This is a genomic window from Rugosimonospora africana, from assembly GCF_016862975.1.
GTDB lineage: Bacteria > Actinomycetota > Actinomycetes > Mycobacteriales > Micromonosporaceae > Rugosimonospora > Rugosimonospora africana.
The window spans coordinates 1-697 of the sequence record NZ_BONZ01000197.1; the positions used below are offsets into that span (position 1 = coordinate 1).

A 697-nucleotide genomic window follows, 5' to 3' on the forward strand; every position below is an offset into this window, starting at 1 on the left:
CGGAGCGACTCTCGGCCAGAGCTCGGCATCATCCGGAAGGGTGTAGGCGGTGACGACATGCGTCTCGGACGGACCGTAATGGTTGTGGAGTAGCGGAGCGCGACGCTCCCGGAACACGTCGCCCGCGGGTGAACCCAACGTGAGTGCCTCGCCGGCCTGCGCGACGGTGCGTAGCGTTCCAAGCCGGTTGCGCCTCCGCAGCGCGGCGTCACAAAGGAGATGCACGACGACATTGGGTGCGTAGAGTTCGTGTACCGAAAACTCGTCGCACCACCGCAACAGTTCGTCGGGATCCGCCCGAATAACATCGGGAGGTATGACCAGCGACTTGCCGGACAGGAGCGCGGACATGGTTTCCTGTACCGACACATCAAAGCTTATCGAGGTGAATTGCAAGGTCCTCGTTCCAGGACCGCCAGGTATCGACGATCGATGCCATTCGAGAAGGTTCGTCAGACCCTCCGCCGGCATGGCGACACCCTTGGGTTGGCCGGTGGAGCCGGAGGTGTAGATGATGTAGGCCGGGTGTGCCGGTAGGAGAGGGCTGGTGCGGTCGGTGTCGGTAATCGGAGCATCCGAGTACGCGTCGAGCAGGGCCTGGGTGTTTGGGTCGTCCAGCAGCATGATGGTGGTCTCGTGCGGTGGTAGCCCCACTGCGGTGTCGGTCGTGGTCAGCAGGACCACCGGCGCCGCGTCA

The 697-nt window shown here is 63.6% G+C and carries 1 protein-coding gene; it reads right to left on the reverse strand.

Going from position 1 to position 697, the window contains the following annotated elements:
- On the reverse strand, positions 1-684 hold a 684-nt coding region (locus tag Raf01_RS49200; RefSeq protein ID WP_203925085.1), incomplete at its 3' end, for an AMP-binding protein.
- Positions 685-697 lie beyond the last annotated feature (13 nt).